Below are 15997 nucleotides of genomic sequence, written 5' to 3'. Positions count from 1 at the left end.
AAATCCACGATGGGCAACGACCCCAACCTCATCTTCCTGAAGACCTTCTTCAGCGCCCGGATCGAGCGGCTGCGCAACCTCCGCGACGACCGAGGCTCAATCTCGATCGAGACGATGATGATCGTCGCGGGCCTCGTCGTCGTCGCCGCGATCGCCGCCGGCGTCATCCTCACCAAGGTCAACGAGAAGTCGAAAGAGATCAAGTGATCCGACTTCGCCGGGCTCTTCGCCGTTGGTCCCGCGCGCTCGCCGAGCGCGACGCGCGGGACCGCGGAGCCGTGTCCCTGGAGATGCTCATCGTCTTCCCAGCCGTACTGCTGATCATCCTGACGGTCGTGCACGTCGGCCTGTGGTGGCACGCGCGCAACGTGGCGATGTCCGCCGCACAGCTGGGGGTTGAGTCCGCCCGCGTACGAGGAGCGTCTGCAGGGACCGGCACTGCCGAGGCCCGGGAGTTCCTCTCCAGGGCCGGCGGCACCATCTCCGGCACGTCGGTAAGCGGGAGCAAGGGAGCGACGGTGACCATCCGTGTCACCGGCTACGTCGACACGATGATCCCCGGCCTGAAGCTGAAGATCGACCAGCATGCCGACGCGGCCGCCGAGCGCATCACGGAGGCCCGGTGAGCATCGCCGAAAGACTCCGCGACGACCGCGGCGCCCTGTCGCTGGAAGCGGTCATCCTGTTTCCCGTCCTCATTCTGGTGCTGCTGCTGGTCATCGCGTTCGGCCGGATCGGGTCCGCCGGCAACGCCGTCGACACCGCGGCTCGCAACGCAGCGCGCGCAGCCTCACTGGAACGCACCGGCGGTGCCGCCAGCTCCGCCGGATCACAAATGGCGCGCAGCGTGCTGGACCAGCAAGGACTGCAGTGCACGTCCACCTCCATATCCGTCTCTACCGGCGGGTTCTCCGCGCAGATCGGTGAGCCCGCCTCGACCACCGCCACGGTGACCTGCGTGGTGCGGCTCTCGGATATCGGATTGCCCGGACTGCCCGGATCCAAGACTCTGACCAGCAGCTTTACCTCGTCAATCGACTCCTACCGCCAGCGCGGCTGACAGGACCACCGCATGCCACCCGCCCGCTTCGCCCTCACCCACCGGATCCGTCGCGCCCTGCGCAATGACCGGGGCGCGATGAGCGTGTTCGCCCTCGTGACCATCGTGGCGCTCTTCGCCGTGGCCGCGCTCGTCTACGACGGCGCCGGCAAACTGCGAGCGCTCACCCACGCCGAGGGCGTTGCCGCCGAGGCAGCGCGAGCCGGTGGCCAGGCCGTCGATGCGAGCAAGGCGATCTCCGGCGACGGCATCACCGTCGACCGCAACGCGGCCGTCGCCGCGGCACGGACCTACCTCAGCCACGCAGGGGTCAGCGGCACGGTGAGCGTGAGCGAGGACGGCGGATCCCTGGAGGTGACCGTGACCGAGTCGTACAGCGCCGTGTTCCTCGCCGGGGCCAGCGGGTCCGTCACCGGCCACGGCAGCGCCAACCTCGTCTACAAGGGGTGACGATCATGAGAAACCGCAGTACCGCCGCCACCCTGGTCCGTGCGCTCGTCGCCCTGGTGGCCCTGGTCGCGCTCCTGGTGGGCGTGCCCGCCGTTCTGCTCGGCATCGGAGTCCTGCCCGACCACGTCCCCGGCTTCGACGAGATCACCGCCGCGCTCACCAGTCCCGACTCCGGCCAGCTGTTCCTGGGCGCCATCACCCTCATCGGCTGGTACGGCTGGCTCAGCTTCGTGGCCTCGGTCGTCCTGGAGACGGGCGCCGCGCTGCGCCACGTCCGGGCGCCCCGGATCCGCATGCTGGGCGGATCCCAGCAGCTCGCTGGCGCGCTCGTCGGCGGCATCCTCGTCCTGCTGCCGGCGGGCACCGCGATGGCAACTCCCGCCAGCGCCGCCCCCGCCACCGTTGCCACAGCCAGCGTCACCGCCGACGCCCACTCCACAGCGGCCACCGCAACCAAGGCTGCGTCCTCTTCTTCCGCGGCCTGGGACGGCCCCGTCCACCACGTCCAGGACGGCGACACGCTCTGGGACATCGCGGAGAAGCGCCTGGGTGCCGGAATCGAGTGGCACCGGATCGTCGACGCCAACGAGGGCGTACGCCAGGCAGACGGCTCGCTCGTCACCGCCGACACCACCGTCCTGCAGCCCGGCTGGACCCTGCGCCTTCCCGCCGACGCCGCACCCGTCGCCGATCACGGCGGAGTCCGTCCGCAGACCGCCGGCTCCAAGGCCGCGGCCGAGACCCACACCGTCCGCGCCGGCGAAACGCTGACCGGCATCGCCGAGGACGAGCTCGGCGACGCCGACGACTATCCCCGGATCGTCGAAGCGAACAAGGGCGTGAAGCAGGCCGATGGGCGCACCCTCGGCGACCCCGACGAGATCTACCCCGGCTGGAAACTGCAGATCCCCGCCGCGGCCGGCAGCGACCAAAGCGACTCAAAGCCGCACGAGGCCCAGCCGCCGCGCGAGCAGCCCACCGACCAGGGCAAGGCCGAAGACCAACCTGGCTCTGACCAGACGCAGCCGCCCGCCCAGGACAAGCCGGGCCCGGGCGCCGAGAACGGGGAGAAGGGCGAGACGGCCCAGACCCCCGGCCAGGGCACGGACAAGGACGCCCAGGACGGTGAGCAGCCGACCGCCCGGCCGGAGACCCCCACCCAGCAGCCCTCCGCGCACACCCCCGCGCCCGATCGCGAACAGCACGGCACGCCCACCCAGGCACCCCAGGACCACGACACCGAGGACGGCTCCGACAGCGGGGACCAGAGCGTGCAGACGATCGCCGCGGCGGGAAGCATCCTGGCCGCGGCCGTCCTCGCAGTCATCGCGACCCGTCGCGCGCGCCAGCAGCGCCGCCGGCGCCCCAAGCGGCGCATCCCCATGCCCTCCGGTGCCACCGCGGACTTCGAAAAGCAGCTCCGCGTCGCGTCCGACATCACCGGCACCGTGCTCGCCGACCGCGCCCTGCGCACCCTGGCTGCCAACTGCCGCCAAGCCGGCCGGCCCCTGCCGGAAGTCGAAGCGATGCGCATCACCGCGCGCGGAGTCGAGCTCCACCTGGCCGCCGCCACCCCGCCGCTGGAACCGTTCTCCGAGCACGAGGACAACCCGACCGTGTGGTCGTGCCCCACCCGGGGCGCGCACCTCCTCGACGAAGACGAGGCCGCCGACATCACCGCGCCCTACCCGGCCCTGGTGAGCCTCGGCGAGACCGAGGACGGCGACGCGGTCCTGGTCAACCTGGAGAGCATCGGCCTGCTGCGCCTGGCCGGCAGTCCGGCCGACGTCCGCGCGGTCATGCTCGCCCTCGCCGTTGAACTCGCCTCCTCCAAGCTGGCGCCCGACACGCAGATCGTCCTCGCCGGCGCCGGCAGCGACCTGCACCACCTCTACCCCGACCAGATCGAGCACCACGCAGACATCGGCCCGGCCGCCACCGAACTCCAGGCGCACGACGCTTTCCAGCGCCAGGCCCTCACCGACGGCGGCCACGACCACCTGTGGGCCGCCCGGCTCGGCGAGGACGGCGGCGACACGTGGATCCCCCGCATCCTCATCGCCACCGCCCCGCCCACCGGGCCGGCGGTCGCCGAGCTCGAGGACCTCCTCGCCTCCCGGCCCCGCACCTCGGTCGCGGTCGTCACCGCCGCGGGCGGCGAACTCGACCTGCCCGGCGCCTGGACGCTGCCCGCCCAGCCCGGCACCACCGTCGAACTGCCAGACCTGAACCTGGCGGTAAAGCTCCAGCACCTGGACGACGACTCCTACGACCGGCTCGTCCAGCTGATCGCCACCTCCAGCCGCACCGACGACGTCCCCCCGCCGGCGTGGACGGGGCACACCGGGTCGGCCGACACGAACGGCCCCCGCCCCACCGTTCCGGTCAGCGAGGACTCCGCGCTCGCTCCGGAGACCACCGCCGCCCCTGCAATGACCACCACGGTCGCCACGCAGGGCAGCGGCCTGGCGACCGCTCTGCCGGCCTTCACCGCCTTCTCCCCCGCCCTGATCGACGACGACGCCCAGAGCGGAAACGGCGACAGCTGGGAGGAAGAGGAGGACGGCAGCGCCCTGTCCCCCGCAGTCGCGGGCTCCCCCGCCCCCGACGACCAGCCCGACGAGCACACCGACAGCAACGCCGCCGGTGAGCCCACCGACTGGGAGGACGGCGAGCCTGCTGAGGACGGCGACCCCGAGGAAGCGTCCGCGCTGGGTGCCGAGGTGTGGGACACCGCCGAGCCGGAGCAGGACTTCGAAAAGGTCCTCGACGAAGTACTCGGCGAGCAGGAGGACGACTCCCCGTCGTCGCCCGACGAGGAGGAAGCCGACTCCGGACTGTCCGCCGCCGCGCTCGGCGACGGCCCGGACGAGGAGGAGCCGCAGGAAGCGGACTCAGCCCTGGCCGACGACGAGGACGAGTCCGGCCTGACCGCGGCCGCGCTCGGCGAGACCACGACAGCCTCGACAGCGACCGAAGCACGGATCATCCCCCGCCCCAGCGCCGCGACCTCCACCGTCCTGGCCGCGCTGGCCACCCCGCCGGCCGAGCCCGCAGGCCCCCAGGTCCAGGTCCTCGGCCCGGTGAAACTGGCCGGCGCGCAGGGCCGAGTGGGCAGCAACCGGCACAACCACCTTCTGGAGATCGCCGCCTGGCTCGTGCTGCACCCGGGCCTGGGCCGCCAGGACCTCGACAACGCGATCTGGCCCGGGCTGCGAAAGACCTCCAGCACCCGCAACACCGCGATCTCGCGGCTGCGTTCCTGGCTCGGCCCCAACCCCCACCTTCCCGCCGACGACCCCCGGGGCGCCTACCTTCCCGCGGTCACCGAAGGCGTCTACCGGCTCGGCCCCGCCGTCACCTCGGACTGGGACCGCTTCAAGGAGCTGTACCAGCAGGGCATGCACCACGACGGGCAGGACGCCGACGTCGCCCTCGCCCACGCCCTGGCCCTCGTACGCGGCCGCCCCTTCGCGGATGTCGACCCCTCCAAGTACTGCTGGGCGGAAGCCGACATCCAGGAGATGATCAGCGCGATCGTCGACGTCGCCCACGAACTCGCTGAACGCCGCCGCCAGATCCGCGACTACCGGGCGGCAGCCCAGGCCGTCACCAAGGGCATGCTCGTCGACTCCCAGAGCGAGCTGCTCTACCGGGACCTCTTCACGATCTGCCACGAGATGGGCGACCGGGAGGGCCTGGAGCGCGCCGCCGCCCAGTTGGCCCGAATCAACGCCGAGGAAGGCGTCGACTCCTCGCCCGAGACCGTGGGCCTGCTGCGCACGCTCCTCAAGGGCGAGAGGATCCAGCCCACTTTGGGGTCCGCGGCCTCATGACGCGTCTCAGATTCACCGACCTCCGGTGTCACACCGCACCGCTCGATCACACCTGTAGAGAGCGAGGGGCCCTTTCGGCCGTCCGTCCGACGAAGGAGACCGCGCACATGAGCCGCCGCCGGCAGAACGCCGCCGTCCCGCCCGCCGGGCCCACCACCGCGGCGGGCCACACCAGGGAAGGAGGACAGCGATGACCACCGTCCAGTGGGCGCTGCCCGCCGGCCTCGCCGTGGCCGGAATCGGCGCCGCGGCCACCGTCGCCATGGTGTTCGGCAACCGACGCAGAGCCGCCGAGCAGAACGCCACCGCCGAGGAGCGCACCCAGCTCGCCCTCCAGCGCCGCAACGCCTGGCAGCGCCGCCTCGCCGTGATCGCGCTCGGCGTCGGCTGCCTGATGATGTTCGTCCTCGCTGGCATCGCCGCCTGGCTTTCCTTCGGGGCGCAGCGCGAGTACGCCCACGCCCACAACGGCGGCGACTGGGACGCCGCGACAGGGTTCGCGCTGCTCCTGGACGCCGGCGCCCTCAGCCTCAGCCTGATCCGCTTCTTCGAGGCTCTGACCCTGCGCTCCAGCGCGATCACGCGGATCCTGCTGCTCGGGTTCGTCTCCGCGTCAGCGGCGATGAACCTCCTCCACGCCCCCGAGGCGGGCGCCGGTTCCGCCTTCCTCGCGATGGTCCCCCCGCTGGTGTACGCGGTGCTGCTCGAGATGCTGCTCTTCAAGATCGAGCAAGTGATCATGGGACGGCAGAAGCGCCGCAAGGCCGACCGCGACCGCAACTACAGCCTGCTGCTGTGGCTGCCCTGGCCGATCGGCGCGCCGGTGAAGATGTGGAAGGCGTGGCGGGCCGAGCTCCTGGCGACCGTCGACAACGTCCGCGTGATCGGCTCCCAGCGCCCCCTCCCGTCGGCGGCTGCGCCCGCCACGGCAGAGGTGACCGTGGAGCGGGCCGAGACCGCCGCGCCCCCGGCCGTCACCACGGCGCCCATGAACGCCCTGACCGCCGGTCCCGTGCAGCCTGCCGCCCAGAAGGCCGAGGAGCCTGCGCCCACAGCGGTGGCCGCGCCGGCACCGCCGGCGGCCGCGGCCATCGAACCCGGTGCCGTACCGCACGAACCCGCACCGGCGGCACCGGCGACCGCGGCCCCGGCGCCCGCCGCAGTGCCTGAGCCGCGCCCGGCCCCCGAGCCGGCGGCAGCTCCTACAGCAGCGGCGGCACCCGAACCGGAGCCGGTGGCGGAGCCTGCAGCTGCGGCCATGACCGAACCGGAGCCGGAGCCCGAGGGCATGGGTTCTGCGCCGGAATCCGGCGACCTCGCCGCGAAGCGTGCGCCCGAAGGCCAGCCGGGCGAGGCTGAGCCGGGGTCGCGGGAGGGCGCGGCAGACCCTGTCGAGGCTTCCAAGGTGGGCGAGCCCGCGAAGCAGGCTGACGAGGACGAGCTGCTGCCTGGCGACGAGAATGCGGACCTGGACCAGGACGAGCCGGACCCGGAGCACGACACCCCGCCGGACGAGGACGCAGAGGAGGATGCACGAGAGCGGGTGAGTATCGAGATCGACCTGTCGGTGCTGCCGCCGAACCTGTCCCAGCGCCAGCGGGCCGAGCGCATCTATGTCGCCCACCAGGCCGCGGGTGTGGCTTTGACACAAGCCGACTTGGGCAAGTGGGCCGGCTACAAGAACCCGAACTCGGGCGGCAACGAGTACCGCCGGCTGGAGAGGACGCACGGACCCATCCTGGTCCGCGAGGGTGCCACCCACGTCGACCTGAACTGGTCCCGCCACCAGCAGCAGGCTGACTCCGGTCACGCAGTGGCGGCCTGACCCCTGCGGTTACGACCTCCCCGGCCGGTGGCCCTGGCCGGGGAGATTGCTGTGTCGGACCGTGCGGGTAACCTCAGGGCGACACCAGACCGGGGACAGAGGGGGCGGCCGGTGAGCAGCCACTGGCATCGGGCCATCGCCGAGTTGAGCGCCAAGGGTGACGCCGCCCGAGCAGCCGCCCAGCGCGTGGACGACGCTCCGAGCACAGAGCGGACGACCGCCGTCGCGATCTCCTATGCGGCCGAGACCGACTATCTCCGCAGCGCGGGCATGCTGCTGCGTGCCCACCTGAGCGACCGGCGTCCGCCCCGGCGGCTACCGGTCGCCCTCATCTGGCCGTACTTCCGCGATGCGTGGAAGGCCCGGACGGTGGACCGGCTCGGCGGAGTGTGGCGGGCCATTCCCCGGGACGCCGCACTGGAGAAGATGCGCAGCGCCCCGACCGATCCTCTCCTCACCGCGGTCCTCGAGCAGGCCGAGGCCCTGCAGGCCAGCCTTCATGGCGAGCGGCAGGTGGACCGGCTGTACGAGTCCTTCATCCCCGAGCGGACGGGCCATGCAGTGGCCGATCTGGTCGGCGGTGGGGGCCGGTCGGCGCCCACGCTTCCCGGTTTCCCCGACCCGGGTCACCCGATCAACCGTGCCTTCCCCCAGGGCAGCGGAACGCGCATCCAGACCGGTCGTGAGGCTGAGTTCACCCGGTTGTCGAGCGACCGGTTCGCGGTGCACACCCGAGCCGTTGCCTTCGGGGACGCAGTCCTTGCACTCCTCGTCGAGCACCGGGCCGCAGGCGTCCCACCGCAGCCGGGGCGGCTGCGCGGCGCCGGGCGCTGGGTGGGACGCGAGCGGCAGCTGGTGCCAGACCGGGCGAAGTGGCCGGCGAAGCTGAACGTCTACCAGGGTGTGACCCTGGCCGGACTGGGCTGGCTGGTGCTCGCATGCACGGGGTTGCCGCTGACCTTCGGGAAGGAGGCCGACCTGCTGTCCCACGCCCTGTTGCTGTTCATGGCAGCTGGCCTCATCGCCTGCACGGGCATCGGGCTCGTCATCCGGTACGGACCGAAACTGATCAAGGGGCCCGGCTTCGGCGCAGCGGTGCCCGGCATCGCAGCGGGCCTGATCGCCCTCGTCGTGTGGCAGGGGCAGGGGCCCGTCGCGAGCTACTACTTCGCCGGCCCGTACGAACGCTACGAGCGGGAGTACGCGAACGGCTGCCTCGCGGCCTCCCCCTACCGGCACGATGCAGTCCAGGCCACGGCGGACGGCGGCGTACTCGTCGTCACCCCCATCAGCGGAGAGACGACGCTGCGCCTGGGGCCGGCCGAGGACGGCGGCACCCACCCGCTTGGGCCGCTGGACCAGGCAACCCGTGAGGTCCTCGACCGGTACGGGTGCTGAGACCGGACCTTGTCTGCGGCCCTGAGGTGGGGACTCGGAGCCGGAGTCACCCGAAGGTCGATGCCGCCCCTGCGATGCCGGGACCGTAGCGACGGCGCGCCCTGTCGAGGGCAGCCTCAAGGCGGAGAAGTTTCTCGTCGCGATCGTCGAGCGTGAGCTGGTGGACGGCGTACTCGGCGGGGCGAAGGCGTTCCGCTCGTAGGGCGAGCGCGCGGACCCGGGCGCGTTGGAGACCGAGGCCGGCGAGGAGGTCGCGGGCGGCGGCCGCCAGGGCGGGGGTGTGGGCAGTCGGCTCGGTGAGGCTGCGGGTGCGGGTGGTCTGGGTGCGGTCGGCGTAGGTGACGGTGAGCGTGAGGGCCTGGGTGATCTCGCCGGCCGTGCGCAGCCGGGCGCCGAGCTCCTGGACCAGGCCGAGGACCGTGCGGTGGTGCCGGTCAGGGTCGAGCTCGTCGCCGTCGAACCGGTGTCCGGCGCTCATGGTCTTGGGGGCGGCGCCCGGGACGACGGGGCGCTCGTCGCGGCCGTGGGCGAAGTCGTGGGCTTGCCGGGCCGGTCCGGTGCCGAGGATTCGCTGGAGCGTGGTGAGCGGGGTGTCGGCGATGTCGCCGACGGTGGTGATGCCGTAGCGGGCGAGGGTGCGGGCCGTCTTGGGGCCGATGCCGGGCAGGGCGGCGGCCGGCTTCGGGCGGAGGAACGCAGCAATCTCGTACGGGTCGTCGACGACCACCGTGGCGGCGCCGGGCGGGGTGGCGTCCGCGGCCATCGCCGCGATACCGCGCGTGGGACCGGCGCCGGCCGAGCTCTGGACGCCGTGGAGCGCGAGCAGGCGCAGGCGGAGCACGGCGATGAGGCCTTCGACATCGCGGTCCCAGAAGGTGAGGGCGCCGGTGAGGTCGACGTATGCGGACCAGTCGGCGGGCAGCGGCTCGATGCGGGGGCTGATGCCGTCCAGCACGGTGAGCAGGTGTCCGTACAGCTCGTCGTTGCGCTCCACGGGATGGAAGTGGATCCGCAGAATCGCGCGCGGCCGCGGGTTCCTGGCAGGGGTCATCCGGCGCTCCCTTGGCTCTTGTGCCCGAAGCGGGTGAGGTCGGCTGATCGGCTTCCGGCGGGCTGAAGATCGCTCCAGGGGTGCATGAGAGCGCCCGCGGTGCCGACGGGGATCGTCCGCGACGGGCTGGCCTGTGCGGGGGTGGGCGCGGGGGCCTGGCCCAGGAGCTCAAGGACGGCTTGCGGCCCGTGGGTGGCGCGGGCGGCGGCGAGCTCGTCAAGATCCCAGGCCATCTCGCCGACCACGGTGCGCCTCGGTCCGCGGGCTTCGATCTTGCCCCTGACCAGGAGTAGGCCGTGGTGGAAGATCGTGTGCGCGCACCGTTCGTGGGAGTCCTCGAAGAAGGCGAGGTCGACGAGGCCGGAGCCGTCTTCGAGGGTGACGAAGATGATGCGCCTCCCGGACGCGATCGGCGGAGTCTGGGTGGATGCTCGGACGCCGGCGACAAGGACGCGCTGTCCGGGATGCATGGCGCGCAGGTGCTTGGCGTCGGTGGCGCCGATCTCGCGCAGCAGCCGGTGGTGGTCCTCCATCAGGTGCCGGGAGACGTCGATCTTCAGGACGCCGAGCTCCGCCTCCAGCCGCTCGCGGGCGGTCATCTCCCGCAGCCCGGACGGGCCGGCGGCATCGAGCGGGGTGTCCAGCTGCAGCTGGCCGACGCCCGGCCGGCTGCGGGTCTGGCGGTGGAGCTCGGTCGCCTGCAGCAGCAGGTCCCGCCGCGACGCCTCCCCCTTGAGCGGGTCGAGGGCGCCGATGCGGATGAGCCGCTCGACCGTCGGGAGCTTGGGGTGAGCACGGGCGTAGAGGTCCTGCAGGGAGGTGAAGGGCTGGCCCTCGGCGATTCTCGTGACCTCGTCGTCCGAGATGCCGTGCACGGAGGCGAGGGAGATCCGCACGCCCCAGCCGGATGCGGTCTGCTCGACCGTGTACTGCGGCTGCGACAGGTTGATGTCGACGGGCAGGACGGGAACGTCATGGCGGCGGGCGTCGGCGACGATCACCCGGGCCGGCCACATGCCCGGGTCGTGCTCGAGCAGCCCGGCGTAGAGCGCGGCGGGGTGATGGGCCTTGAGCCACGCGGACTGCAGCGCCGGTACGGCGAACGCCACCGCGTGGGCCCGGCAAAATCCGTATGCCCCGAACGACGAGACGATCTCCCAGACGTTGTCCAGCACGGTCGGGCTGTAGCCGCGGGCCCCGGCGAGCTGCCGGAACCAAGCCTCGACCCTCGCCAGGCGCTGCTCGTCGCTGAGGGCGCGGCGGGCGACTTCGGCCAGCGCGCGGTCGCAGCCGGTCATGACCGCCAGGATGTCGATTATTTGTTCGTGCCAGATCGTCACCCCGTACGTATCGCGCAGGACCGGTTCCAGGTCGGGGTGCGGGTAGACGGGTGCGGCGCCGTGGCGGGCGGCGATGAAGAGGGCGGGCATGCCGCCCTGGACCGGACCCGGGCGGAACAGGGAGATGTCCGCGATCACGTCCTGCGGGCCGCGGGGCTGGAGCCGGCCGACCAGATCTTGCTGGCCGGGCGACTCGAGCTGGAACATCCCGACCGTGTCGGAGTTCTGGATGAGCGCGAAAGCGAACCGGTCGTCGAGCGGGACGTGGTCGGCGTTGTCGAGGTCGATCGCCCGGCCGGTCGTGCGGCGGATCTCCTTCACCGCGTGAGCCATGGCGGACTGCATCCGGACCCCCAGGACGTCCAGCTTGAGCAGGCCCATGTCCTCCACGTCCTCTTTGTCCGCCTGGAGCATCGGGTACTCGCCGCCCGGCGTGGGCTGCACCGGCAGCCGGTCCAGGAGGCTCACGTTGGAGAGGATCACCCCGCACGGGTGCATGGCGATTCCGCGCGGCAGAGCGTCCAGTCCTTCGGCGAGCTCCCATAGCGGCCCGAACTGCTCCGCCTCAGCAGCGAGTTGCCGCAGCTCGGGGAGCTCGGTTAGGGCCGAGCGGATGTCGCAGGCGCGGATGTGCGGGAAGGACTTCGCGATCCGGTCCACGGTGGCCGGCGCCAGCCCGAGCGCGAGGCCGGCATCCCGGAGGGCGTGCCGGGCGCGGTAGGTCTCGGGCATGCCCGTGACCGCGACCCTCTGCCGTCCGAAGCGGTCGATGATCCGGTCGTAGACCTCCAGGCGGCGCGCGGACTCGACGTCGACGTCGATGTCCGGCAGCGACGTCCGCCGCTCGGACAGGAAGCGTTCGAAGAGCAGCCCGTGTTCCAGCGGGTTCGCGGTGGCGACGAACAGGCTGTGGTTGACCATGGAGCCGGCGCCGGAGCCGCGGGCTGCGACCCGGATGCCCATGTCCCGCACATCGGCGACGACTTGGGCCACGGCAAGGAAGTACGGCTCGAAGTGCAGGCGGCCGATGATGCCGAGCTCGTAGTCGAGCTGGTCCATCGCGCGCTGGTCGATGTCGAGGCTGCGGGCGACCATGCCGCTCTCGCACCGCTGCCGCAGCAGCCGCATGGCCCCGTCAGGCCCCGGCTCGGCGCCGACCACGGAGGGCTCGGGGAAGTGCGGCACCCCGAGCCCCAGGTCCCGGGCCGGGTCGACGTCGCACGCGTCCGCGACCAGGGCGGTATCGGCGATCAGCCGCTCGGCGCGGCGTCGGTCCGCCCCGGCGGCGGCCGCCACCCGCCCGGCGATCTCGGTCATCGCGGGCCCGTCCTTGAGCCAGCGCTCACCGCAGTCCAGGCGCCGCCGGTCGATGGGCCGCAGCAGCCGGGCCGCGTCCAGCACGTCCGCGATCCTGTGCTGGTCCTGGTCGGCGTAGCGGACGGCGTTGGTCAGAACGGCCGGAATGGCAAGGCGGTCGGCGAGCGTCAGGGTGTGCGCGGCGAGGCGGACAGAGCCCGGGCCGGTGCCGGACAGGCCCCAGCACACGATCTCCAGCCGCAGTCCGTCGCCGGCGACCTGCCGCCATGGGGCGAGGAGTCGTTCGGCGACGTCCGGGCGGCCGGCGGCGAGGGCCCGCAGGGGCTCCGATGCGGGACCGAGCAGCACCGTCAGGCCATCGCCGGCGTGCTGGGCGAGCATCTCCCACGACGCTGTCGGCGGCCTGCCTGCGGGGAAGGCTTCGGCGTGCGCGCAGGACACCATCCGGCACAGCCGCGCCCACCCGCTCGCATCCTGGGCCAGGAACGTGGCCCGGAAGGAAGCCTCCGCAACATGGGCGCCGCCGCGTACTGGGGCCCGGTGGCGTACCTCGGCCGGTGGGACATGGGCGGCGACGCCGAGATCGACGCCGAATACAGGCTTCACTCCGGCGGCCGCGGCGGCCTTCGCGAAGCGCACCGTTCCGGTGACCATGTCGCGGTCGGTCAACGCCACCGTCCCGATCGCGCGTTCGGCGGCTCGGGCGATGATGTCGCGCGGGTGCGAGGCGCCGTAGCGGGCCGAAAACCCACTGCTGACGTGTAGGTGTGGGACGCCTCCTCGCATGACACCCTCCGCCCAGATACCCCCAAACCCGTACCAACCGATCCAGCCACTCTCGACTGTATCGAACATTAATTCGAACATGCGAGTTCCGGACATCATTGTTCGGCCATCCAGGGTCGCGAGGGAGGTGTACAGAAGGGGCAGGACCGCATGTCTGAGTACGTGACGCCCGAGATCTGAGTAGCCGATCGGCTGTGCGGCGCCGACCGCCCACCTTGGATGGGGGCATGAACGCCTCCGCACCCGCTTCCGCTCCCCTTGTGCAGTCTCCGGCCCCGAGGGAGCGCACACGACTGTGGGCCGCCCTGGCCGCACTCCTGTTCGTGCCGGCGGCCATGGTGACCGGGATCCTGACGCTGGCCTCGGAGCAGGCCTCCCGGTGCGTGACCTACGGCGAGCAGTGCACCCCCGGCCTGCCCAGCTGGGTGTTCGAGGGGAGTGCGGGCGTCGGCACGGTGGCGCTGCTTGTCGCACTGGCCGCGCCGGCCGTACGGATGCGGCAGGCGGCGCTCACCGTCCAGGTGCTTGCCGAGGGCACCGCGCTGCTGGTCATCCTCAGCCACGCCTGAGCCAGCAGCAGGCGCATCCGGCCGTATCGGCACCGAGTCCCGGCCGCCGGCCGAAGGGCGGGCGGGGGGCGGATCGCGTAGGAGTGGAGGGTGCACCTCTCGCCGCCCGTCGAGCCCATGCTGGCCCGCTCCGTGACCGCGCTGCCGCGCGCCGGATCAAGGCCGCCGCTGTTCGAACAGAAGGCGGACGGTTACCGAGCCCTCGTCTTCGCCCGCCCGACGCCCTACATCCAGTCCCGGCGTGGCGCGGACCTCGGGCCGGCGTTCCCGGAGGTCGTCCGGGCCGCGGCCGCCCTGGGTGTGGAGGCGGTCCTGGACGCGGAGCTGGTGGTGTGGAGCGAGCACGGGCTCGATTTCTCCGCCCTTCAGCGGCGAGCCCGCCGCCGGGGAGCCACCGCGGAGCACGCCGCCCGCCAGGAGCCCGCCCACTTGATCGTCTTCGACCTCCTGGAAGTCGCCGGAACCGTCCTCCTGGGCGAACCCCTTCACCGGCGCAGGGCTGCGCTCGAGGACCTCTTCACCTCGCGCCGGCTGGCCGCCCCCTGGGCCCTGTGCCCGCAGACCTCAGACCGGGAGACCGCGTTGTCCTGGCTGGACCCGGCCTGGGGCACGGTTGGCGTCGAGGGCGTCATGATCAAGGATCCGGGCTCCCGGTACCGGCCCGGAGAGCGCGGGTGGCAGAAGCTGCGGACGCGCACTACGGCGGAGGGGATCATCGGAGCGGTCACCGGAACCGTTCACGCTCCGAAGAGCCTCCTGTTCGGCCGTCTCGACCCCGCCGGCCGGCTCCAGCTGATCGCCCGCTCCACACCGCTGTCCCGGCCCGCGTCAGCCGAACTGGGCGTCGCACTGCGCCCCGCCGGGCAGGAGCACCCCTGGTACGGCCGTCGCTTCTCCGCCGGGTGGGGCGCCTCCGAGCCGCTCATCTTCCAGACCGTCGTACCCGACCTCGTCGCCGAGATCGATGTCGATACCGCTGTGGACCTGGGAACGTACCGGCACCCCGTGCGCTTCCTGCGAATTCGTGACGACATGACCTCGGGGGAGGTCTAGGTTCCGGGTGCTTCGCCAGCCTGCGCGGCCTGATGGCGCGGGCACGTCACCGGGACATGCCCGCGCATAGGCGGTGCCTCACTCCACGAGGCCCCGTTCGGGGCCCTGGCGCGCTGCGGGTCAGAACAGGACGGGCCGGGGCTGGTGGAAGTAGCCCGTCTGCTGGGCTGCGGCGATGGCTGCGGCGGCCGGGCTGTCTCCGCCGGCCGGGATGTGCGGATAGACGCAGTCGACAAGGTCGTACGACTGCGCGTCGCCGCATCCGGAGCCGACCACCGCGTAGACCGGCGAACTGTCTCCGCCGGCCTCGGTCCACACGCCGGGCCAGTCGGGATGCTGCTCGGTCACATGCGCGGCGCAGTGCCGGCACTGGACCTTCTGTTCCTTGCCGGTCGGCCGCCTGGCGGGCCGTGCCTGGGTCGCGTCGACGACGTGCGGCACCCTCTGCGGCGAGTCCATTCCGGTCAGGAGCGAGCGTTCGCAGGACGGCCCGAACTCGTTCTCCACGCTGACCCACACGTCCGGCCAGTGCGGGTGCCGGTTGGTGACCGGCATACCGCAGCCGGCGCAGCTGTGCGCGTCCAGACCTTGTGCCTGGAACAGGGTGAAGATCTCTGCCGGCAGAGGGTCGCAGACGCCGCCGGGTCCATCAGCGAGCGGTGGGAGGGCGAACAGCGGCAGGTCCTTCTCCGCGAGCCGTACGTCCTCCCAGGTCTCCAGCCCGGCCACGGGCACACTCTGTGTCCAGCCGACGCGGGGCACGCTGGTGGTCGACGGCCGCTGTACGACCTCAAGGTCGGGGCGGCGCAGCCCTGGGGGCACGTACTCGGACAGTGCCCGGCGCAGCTGCTCAACGGCCTGGTCCCGGTCCTCGGCGCTCAGCCAGGACGTCTTCACCAGCTCCCGTAGGTAGCCCCGCGGGTACAGCGTCACCTCGTACCGCCAGCCGTCCTCGCCCCGGCGCAAGCCCCGCTCGTACTCACCGGAGTCGTCGAACGCGAAGCACGACAGCAGACCGCCGGCTTCCTCCGCCGCTGCGAGCGCTTCGGCGACCGTCGCGAAGGAGTCGGTGAAGTCACCCCACGGCGTGCTCATCGGCTCGTAGTCGTCCATGGAGGTCAGACATGGCATCTGCGCCGCCAGCGCGTTGAAGACGGCGGTGTTCCGCGATGCTGCGGCCGTGCGCTGCTTCGCCTGCTTCGCGTGCTTGGCCGCCCGCTTCTGCTGCGCCCTTTTCCCCATCATGCCTGCCTGTGTCGAAGAGGTGGATCTCTCGCCGGTTCAACTGCATGGCGGGTTGTTCGTCACGTGA

The 15997-nt window shown here is 72.1% G+C and carries 12 protein-coding genes; 9 read left to right on the top strand and 3 right to left on the bottom strand.

The genetic code is table 11. The annotated features are described in order from the left end of the window. Nucleotides 1–9: 9 nt before the first annotated feature. The 7 genes from OG906_RS39210 to OG906_RS39180 all read left to right on the top strand — a co-directional run bounded on the left by OG906_RS39210 (nucleotide 10) and on the right by OG906_RS39180 (nucleotide 8569). Complete coding sequence (locus tag OG906_RS39210; RefSeq protein WP_329449042.1) at nucleotides 10–207, top strand: hypothetical protein; 198 nt, start codon at nucleotides 10–12, stop codon at nucleotides 205–207. Then, nucleotides 204–626, top strand: coding sequence for a TadE family protein (locus OG906_RS39205; RefSeq protein WP_212728701.1), 423 nt, complete (start codon nucleotides 204–206; stop codon nucleotides 624–626). Before OG906_RS39210 ends, OG906_RS39205 begins: the two co-directional genes overlap by 4 nt. Beyond that, the gene (locus OG906_RS39200) at nucleotides 623–1060 is read left to right on the top strand and encodes a TadE/TadG family type IV pilus assembly protein (protein WP_190148972.1); all 438 of its coding nucleotides are present in this window, start codon (nucleotides 623–625) and stop codon (nucleotides 1058–1060) included. Before OG906_RS39205 ends, OG906_RS39200 begins: the two co-directional genes overlap by 4 nt. Nucleotides 1061–1072: 12 nt before the next feature. After that, a complete protein-coding gene (locus tag OG906_RS39195) occupies nucleotides 1073–1510 on the top strand; it encodes a hypothetical protein (protein ID WP_024127104.1) in 438 nt (145 codons plus the stop codon). A 5-nt stretch (nucleotides 1511–1515) separates the two neighbouring features. Next, complete coding sequence (locus tag OG906_RS39190) at nucleotides 1516–5346, top strand: LysM peptidoglycan-binding domain-containing protein (RefSeq protein WP_329449041.1); 3831 nt, start codon at nucleotides 1516–1518, stop codon at nucleotides 5344–5346. A 190-nt stretch (nucleotides 5347–5536) separates the two neighbouring features. Next, a complete protein-coding gene (locus OG906_RS39185) occupies nucleotides 5537–7171 on the top strand; it encodes a DUF2637 domain-containing protein (RefSeq protein WP_329449040.1) in 1635 nt (544 codons plus the stop codon). 111 nt (nucleotides 7172–7282) lie between these two features. After that, nucleotides 7283–8569: a hypothetical protein gene (locus OG906_RS39180; protein WP_329449039.1), complete on the top strand. Its 1287-nt coding sequence runs from the start codon at nucleotides 7283–7285 to the stop codon at nucleotides 8567–8569. Between the two features lie 46 nt (nucleotides 8570–8615). On the opposite strand, the gene OG906_RS39175 is transcribed toward OG906_RS39180, so the two are convergent. Together OG906_RS39175 and OG906_RS39170 are read right to left on the bottom strand one after the other, a co-directional pair. Beyond that, nucleotides 8616–9620 carry a DNA polymerase Y family protein gene (locus tag OG906_RS39175; RefSeq protein WP_200725437.1) on the bottom strand — a complete coding sequence of 335 codons (1005 nt, stop codon included), beginning with the start codon at nucleotides 9618–9620 and terminating at the stop codon, nucleotides 8616–8618. After that, nucleotides 9617–13063 carry a DNA polymerase III subunit alpha gene (locus OG906_RS39170; RefSeq protein WP_329449038.1) on the bottom strand — a complete coding sequence of 1149 codons (3447 nt, stop codon included), beginning with the start codon at nucleotides 13061–13063 and terminating at the stop codon, nucleotides 9617–9619. Before OG906_RS39170 ends, OG906_RS39175 begins: the two co-directional genes overlap by 4 nt. Nucleotides 13064–13290: 227 nt before the next feature. On the opposite strand from OG906_RS39170, the gene OG906_RS39165 reads away from it, so the two are divergent. After that, complete coding sequence (locus OG906_RS39165) at nucleotides 13291–13632, top strand: hypothetical protein (protein WP_329449037.1); 342 nt, start codon at nucleotides 13291–13293, stop codon at nucleotides 13630–13632. Between the two features lie 90 nt (nucleotides 13633–13722). Then, entirely contained in the window at nucleotides 13723–14685 is a 963-nt protein-coding gene (locus OG906_RS39160; protein ID WP_329449036.1) for an ATP-dependent DNA ligase, read from the top strand. Between the two features lie 120 nt (nucleotides 14686–14805). Here OG906_RS39160 and OG906_RS39155 read toward each other — a convergent pair whose 3' ends face one another. Next, nucleotides 14806–15930, bottom strand: coding sequence for a hypothetical protein (locus OG906_RS39155; RefSeq protein ID WP_329449035.1), 1125 nt, complete (start codon nucleotides 15928–15930; stop codon nucleotides 14806–14808). Between the last annotated feature and the right edge of the window lie 67 nt (nucleotides 15931–15997).

This window comes from Streptomyces sp. NBC_01426 (assembly GCF_036231985.1).
Taxonomy (GTDB): Bacteria; Actinomycetota; Actinomycetes; order Streptomycetales; family Streptomycetaceae; genus Streptomyces.
This window is presented reverse-complemented; position numbering and strand designations above follow the sequence as displayed.

Excerpts from the sequence above, each read along its gene's own strand:
- OG906_RS39195 (WP_024127104.1), top strand. The coding sequence starts at position 1,073 with ATGCCACCCGCCCGCTTCGCCCTCACCCACCGGATCCGTCGCGCCCTG.
- OG906_RS39165 (WP_329449037.1), top strand. The coding sequence starts at position 13,291 with ATGAACGCCTCCGCACCCGCTTCCGCTCCCCTTGTGCAGTCTCCGGCC.
- OG906_RS39190 (WP_329449041.1), top strand. The coding sequence starts at position 1,516 with ATGAGAAACCGCAGTACCGCCGCCACCCTGGTCCGTGCGCTCGTCGCC.
- OG906_RS39155 (WP_329449035.1), bottom strand. The coding sequence starts at position 15,930 with ATGATGGGGAAAAGGGCGCAGCAGAAGCGGGCGGCCAAGCACGCGAAG.
- OG906_RS39185 (WP_329449040.1), top strand. The coding sequence starts at position 5,537 with ATGACCACCGTCCAGTGGGCGCTGCCCGCCGGCCTCGCCGTGGCCGGA.
- OG906_RS39175 (WP_200725437.1), bottom strand. The coding sequence starts at position 9,620 with ATGACCCCTGCCAGGAACCCGCGGCCGCGCGCGATTCTGCGGATCCAC.
- OG906_RS39210 (WP_329449042.1), top strand. The coding sequence starts at position 10 with ATGGGCAACGACCCCAACCTCATCTTCCTGAAGACCTTCTTCAGCGCC.
- OG906_RS39170 (WP_329449038.1), bottom strand. The coding sequence starts at position 13,063 with ATGCGAGGAGGCGTCCCACACCTACACGTCAGCAGTGGGTTTTCGGCC.